Source organism: Trujillonella humicola (genome assembly GCF_046233715.1).
GTDB lineage: Bacteria > Actinomycetota > Actinomycetes > Mycobacteriales > Geodermatophilaceae > Trujillonella > Trujillonella humicola.
On the sequence record NZ_JBJNRJ010000020.1, the window covers coordinates 1 to 5,663 of the forward strand.

Genomic DNA, 5,663 nt, shown 5'->3' on the forward strand with positions numbered 1-5,663 from the left:
CCCCCCCCCCCCCCCCCCCCCCCCCCCCCCCCCCCCCCCCCCCCCCCCCCCCCCCCCCCGCCCCCCCCCCCCCCCCCCCCCCCCCCCCCCCCCCCCCCCGCCCCCCCCCCCCCCCCCCCCCCCCCCCCCCCCCCCCCCCCCCCCCCCCCCCCCCCCCGGCCGGGGGCCGCTGGCGGCGCTCGACGGCGTGCCCGGGGTCCGCGGCGCGCTGGTCCGGGCGGCGCTGGCCGCCCTCGTGCAGACGGCGGGGCTGGTGCTGCTGGCCGCCGGCCTGGCCCACGCCGTCGCCCGGGCCGCGGGGTACGCCGACGGCGCGGTCCTCCCGCCCCTCGCCGTGGCCGCGGGCGGTGCGGCGCTGCGGGCGGCGGCCGGCGCGGTCGGTGAGCTGCTCGCCGCCCGGGACGCGCGCCGGGCCGAGCAAGAGCTGCGCGAGCGGCTGCTCGCCCGGCTGGCGTCCTCCCCCGCCGCGGTCGAGGCCGCCGGGGGTCCCGGGCCCGCCGCCGTGCTCGCCACCACCCGGCTGGCCGACCTGACGCCGGGGCTGACCACCTACCTGCCGGCGCTGGCGCAGACGCTCGTGGTGCCGCCGGCGCTGCTGGTGGTGCTCGCCGCGACCGACCTGCTGTCGGCGGTCCTGGTGGCCGTGACCCTCCCGCTGGTCCCGGTGTTCATGGTCCTGGTCGGCCTCACCACCCGCGACGGGACGGCGGAGTCGGCCCGGGCGCTGGACCGCATCGCCGCCTCCGTCGCCGAGCTGGTCCGCGGCCTGCCGGTGCTGGTCGGCCTGGGCCGCGCCGCCGACCAGGTGGCGGCCCTGGCCGAGCTGGGCGAGGCCGCGCGCCGGCGGACGCTGGCCACCCTGCGGCTGGCCTTCCTCTCCTCGCTGGTGCTCGAGCTGATCGCCACCCTGTCGGTCGCGCTGGTCGCCGTGGTGGCCGGGCTGCGGCTGGTGCACGGCGACCTGCCGCTCGCGGTCGCGCTCACCGCGCTGCTGCTGGCGCCCGAGGCGTTCGCGCCGCTGCGGGCGCTGGGCTCGGCGCACCACGCCACCGAGGCGGCGACCCTGGCCGCCGCCGAGGCACGGGCCGCGCTCACCGCCGACGACGGCAAGGCCGCCGTCCTCGCCGCCGCCGGGCCGGACGACGACCCGCGCGGCGCCGACGTCGTCGTCCGCGGGCTGACCGTGCGCTTCCCCGGCCGCGCCGTGCCCGCCCTGCCACCGGCCGACCTGGCGGTGCGCCCCGGGGAGCTGGTCGCGCTGCGCGGTCGCAGCGGCTCGGGCAAGTCGACCCTGCTGGCCGCGCTGGCCGGCGTCCTCCCGCCGTCGGCCGCCGTCGCCGGGACCGTCGGCGGCGTGCCCTCCGGCGCGGTCGCGTGGGTGCCGCAGCACCCGCGCACCACCGGCGCCACGGTCGCCGACGAGCTGCGCCGGCACGCCGGTGCGGACGACGACGAGGGCCTCGCGCTCGAGGCGCTGGACCGCCTCGGCGCCGCGGAGCTGGCCGGCCGGGGCTGCGACACCCTCTCCCCCGGCGAGCTGCAGCGCGTCGCCCTCGCCCGGGCGCTGGTGCGCGTGCGCGGCGGCGCCCGGCTGCTGCTGCTCGACGAGCCCTCCGCGCACCTGGACGCCGCGGCCACCGAGCAGGTCGCCGCCGTCCTCGCCGCGCTGCGCGGCACCGTGACGGTGCTGCTGGTGACCCACGACCCGGTGCTCGCGGCGCTCGCCGACCGCACCGTGGACCTGCCCGCCCCCGCCGCCGTCCCCTCGCCGGCCCCCGCCGCGATCCCCGCCGTCCCTCCGACGAGATCTGCACAGTCGACGGCATCAGCGGCCGATGGTGACGAGTGTGCAGATCTCGTCGAGGAGGGGACGGCGCGGCGGCGGCACGGCTGGCCGCGGCGGGCCCTGCTGCGCGCGGTGCTGGCCGGTACGGCGTCGGCCGGCGCCGGGGTCGCGCTGACCGCGGTCTCGGGCTACCTCATCGTCCGGGCGGCGGAGATGCCCCCGATCCTCACGCTGATGGTCGCCATCGTCGGCGTCCGGCTGTTCGGGATGGCCCGCGCGCTGCTGCGCTGGCTGGAGCGGATGGCCGCGCACGACGCCGCGCTCCGGCACGCCGCGGACCTGCGCATCCGGGTCTGGCGGGCGCTCACCGCCCAGGGCATCGCCGCCGAGCGGACACCGGGTGCCGCGCTCGCCCGCGTCGTGGGCGACGTCGGCCTCGTGCAGGACCTCTCGGTGCGGGTGCTGCCGCCGGTGCTGGTCGCCGGCGCGGTGACCGCCGGCACCGTCGGCGCCCTCGCGCTGGTGTCCCCGGCCGCCGCCGCCGTCGTCGCCGCGGTGCTCGGGACGACCGTCGCCGTCGTCGTGGCCCTGCACCGCCGGGTGGACGCCGGCGCCGCCCGCACCGAGGGCGAGCTGCGGGTGGCCGCCCTGCGCGAGGCGACGACGGCGCTGGCCGGCGCCCCGGACCTGCGCGCGCACGGTCTGGCCGCGCGCACGGCGGGCGACCTGGCCGCGGCCGGTCGGCGGCGCGGCGGCGCCTCGGCCACCGCCGGGCGCGCCGCCGCGCTCGGCACCGCGCTGGTCGGCCTGGGCACCGGGGCCGCGGCGGTCGCCGCCGCCGCGGTGGCCGCCGCCGAGGGGCTCGCCGGGCCGGTCGTCGCCGTCCTGGCCCTCGCCCCGCTGGCGCTGGCCGAGCCGCTGGGTGGGCTGGTCGCCGCCCTGCAGCGTCGGGCTGCCCTGGCCGACGCACGCCGCCGGCTGGACGCCGTCCTCGACGCGCCGACGCCCGCCGACCCGGTCCACCCCCGTCCGGCACCGGCCCGCGTCGGTGACCTCGCCGTCTCGGGGCTGCGCGCCGGCTGGCCCGGCGGACCCGACGTGCTGACCGGGCTGGACGCCGCAGCGGACGCCGGCAGCGGGTGGCTGGTCGTCCGCGGCCGGTCCGGCTCGGGCAAGTCGACGCTGCTCGCCGTCCTCATGGCGACGCTGCGCCCGCGCGCCGGCCGCTACGTGCTCGGCGGGCTCGACACCGCGGACCTCGCCGGGGACGCCGTCCGGTCCCGGCTGGCCTGGCTCCCGCAGGACGCGCACGTGTTCGCCTCCACCGTCCGCGCCAACCTGGCCCTGGCCGCACCGCGCGGCGCGCTCGCCGGCCCCGCGGGCGAGGCGCGGATGCGGGCGGCGCTGACCGCGGCGGGCCTCGGCGGGCTGCTCGGCACGCTCCCGCTCGGCCTGGACACCCCGGTCGGGGCCGGGGGGACGGCGCTGTCGGGCGGGGAGCGCCGCCGGCTGGCCGCGGCGCGGGCGCTGCTGGCCGACCGCGACGTCGTCCTGCTGGACGAGCCGACCGCGCACCTGGACCCGCCGACCGCCGCCGCCCTCGTCCGCGACCTCCGCACCGCCCTGGCCGGCCGGGTCGTCGTCTGCGTGACCCACGACGACGCCCTGGCTGCACCGGGCGACCGGATCGTGCGGCTGGCCGAGCCGGCGCCGGCGCTCGCGGGGTAGGGGTCGCTCAGGCAGCGGTGACGCGGGGACGGGCCCGGACGACCTCGAAGCCGGGCGACTCCGGCAGCGCCGCGTCGATCACGAGCGGCACCCCCGGGGACGCCCCGAGGAGGTGCCGCTCGGCCACGGCGGCCCGGCAGTCCGGGCCCAGCTGCGCGCACATCCGCGCGAACAGCTCGGGCCGGATGCGGATCTCCCGCGGTGCGGCGGCGCCGGTCGCGTACGCGACGGCGACGAGGTCTCCGGCGATGTCCGGTCGGAGCCAGTGGACGCTGCTCATGGCGGCCCTCCTGCGCGGCCCTCGTCACGCACCTGCTCGACGTCCGGGGAGCCCGGTGCGTGCACTACCCCTACGCCCGCACGATCGCACCCGGGTCCGACACTTCCCTCCCCCCGGCAGGGCGATCCCCGGCCCCCGATCCCGGGGCGTGGACGGCGCAGCGGCCGGGTCAGGCAGCGGGGACGTCGACCGGGACCTCCGGGCCCAGCCGGGCGCCCTGCAGCAGCGGCAGGTCGTCGCCGGACCAGAAGCTGCCCGGGTCGTACCAGTTGCGCGGCCGGTCGGCGGGCAGCAGGCCCATCGCCGTGTAGGTGGTGGCCACGAGCTCGGCGCAGAAGACCGTCTCGGCGGCCGTGCCGCGGCGCAACCGCCCGTTGACCCAGCCCGCCATCAGCCCGCGGGTGGTCGGGAAGGGCCGGCCGTCGAAGCGCGCGACGGTGCGCAGGACGGCGTCCTCCATCTCCGGGGTCACCCCGCCGTGGTCGGCCGGGCCGACCAGCTGGCGCAGCCACGCCGACTGCCCGTACCGCTGCCGCCAGGTGCGGACGGCGTCGCCCAGGTCGTGCAGCTGGACACCCCGCTGGTGCTGTCCGGTCCACACGTCGGGCAGCGACCGTCCGAGCTCCGCGTGCCAGAGCAGCGGGGGCAGGTCGTCCAGCACCACGGCCATGCCGACGTGGTTGACCGGCGCGTTGGTGACGGCGCGGATGGCCCGGTCGGCGAACGAGGCGCCGCGGAACACCCAGACGTCGCCGGTGCGGGTCAGCTCGACGGCCTCGCCGAGGGGGAGCGCGCGGGGCGGGGGCACGCGGCTACGTTAGGCGACCGTGCGCCCCCGCTCGCAGGTCAGGAAGCCGCTGCTGAAGGTCCTCGGGCTGGCCGGCCTCGCCGGCGTGGCCGCCACCGGGGCGGTGCTGGCCCGCAACGAGCGCCAGCGCCGCGCCTACACCGCCGACGACGTCCGGGCCCGGCTGCACGAGCGGCACGCCGCCCTGGTCGCCGTCCCCGAGCCCGATCCCGACCTCGCCCAGGGCAGGCCGGCCGGGCGGTCCCGCCGGGGACCGCGGGAGCTGCTGCGCCGGCTCACCCGCCGGGCAGGGCGGGACCCTCGTCCTTGAGCGCCACCCCGGAGGCGCCCAGCTCCCGGGCCGCGGTCAGCAGCGCGACGAGGGTGCCGGCCGCCCGGGCGTAGGACAGGCCGTGCGGCGGGCGGACGTTGGAGACGCAGTTGCGCTCGGCGTCCACCCGCCCCGGCCGCGGGTCCCACGTCAGGTAGGCACCCAGCGAGTCCGCGGCCGACAGCCCGGGCCGCTCGCCGATCAGCACCACGACCGCCCGCACCCCCAGCGCCGCGCCGATCGCGTCCCCCAGCGCGACCCGCGCCTGGTGCGCCACGACGAGCGGGGCGATCGACCAGCCCGGCAGCCGCTCGAGCAGCGCCGCCGCCAGGCCCGGCCCGTGCTCGTGCACCGCCCGCGGGGAGAGCCCGTCGGCGAGGACGACGGCGAGGTCGGCGCCGGTGCGCGGGAGCTCGGTGCCCTCGACCGGGCGCCGGCCCAGATCGGGCCGCTGCAGGTAGGTGGCCCGGTCCGGCGCGGCCGAGCGCACCTCGAGCACGTCGTCGCCGGGCAGCGCGGCCCGCAGCAGCCCCGGGTCCAGTGGCGCGTGCACGGCGTCCCGGGCGGCGGCGTGCGCGGCGCGGAACTCCAGCTCCCGGGCGGTCGGCAGCCCGTCGCCGGCCCGGCCGAGCGCGACCCGCGCCCGGGTCAGCGAGCGCAGCGCCGCCCAGGGCCCCGGGGGGGGGGGGGGGGGGGGGGGGGGGGGGGGGGGGGGGGGGGGGGGGGGGGGGGGGGGGGGGGGGGGGGGGGG

Annotated in this window: 5 protein-coding genes; 2 read left to right on the forward strand and 3 right to left on the reverse strand. The window is 81.2% G+C overall.

The window, feature by feature from the left end; genetic code table 11:
- Positions 1-187: 187 nt before the first annotated feature.
- Positions 188-3,514 carry a thiol reductant ABC exporter subunit CydC gene (gene cydC / locus ACK586_RS12175; RefSeq protein WP_409330748.1) on the forward strand — a complete coding sequence of 1,109 codons (3,327 nt, stop codon included), beginning with the start codon at positions 188-190 and terminating at the stop codon, positions 3,512-3,514.
- Positions 3,515-3,521: 7 nt separating this feature from the next.
- Here the strand turns inward: cydC and ACK586_RS12180 are convergent, their stop codons facing one another.
- The gene (locus tag ACK586_RS12180; RefSeq protein ID WP_409330749.1) at positions 3,522-3,794 is read right to left on the reverse strand and encodes a hypothetical protein; all 273 of its coding nucleotides are present in this window, start codon (positions 3,792-3,794) and stop codon (positions 3,522-3,524) included.
- Between the two features lie 169 nt (positions 3,795-3,963).
- A complete protein-coding gene (locus ACK586_RS12185; protein ID WP_409330750.1) occupies positions 3,964-4,602 on the reverse strand; it encodes a hypothetical protein in 639 nt (212 codons plus the stop codon).
- 19 nt (positions 4,603-4,621) lie between these two features.
- Between ACK586_RS12185 and ACK586_RS12190 the strand changes: the two genes are divergently transcribed.
- Positions 4,622-4,912: a hypothetical protein gene (locus tag ACK586_RS12190; RefSeq protein ID WP_409330751.1), complete on the forward strand. Its 291-nt coding sequence runs from the start codon at positions 4,622-4,624 to the stop codon at positions 4,910-4,912.
- Here ACK586_RS12190 and eutC read toward each other — a convergent pair.
- Positions 4,878-5,573 (reverse strand): ethanolamine ammonia-lyase subunit EutC, encoded by a 696-nt coding sequence (eutC, locus tag ACK586_RS12195; RefSeq protein ID WP_409330824.1) that lies wholly within the window; start codon positions 5,571-5,573, stop codon positions 4,878-4,880. The genes ACK586_RS12190 and eutC overlap by 35 nt on opposite strands.
- Between the last annotated feature and the right edge of the window lie 90 nt (positions 5,574-5,663).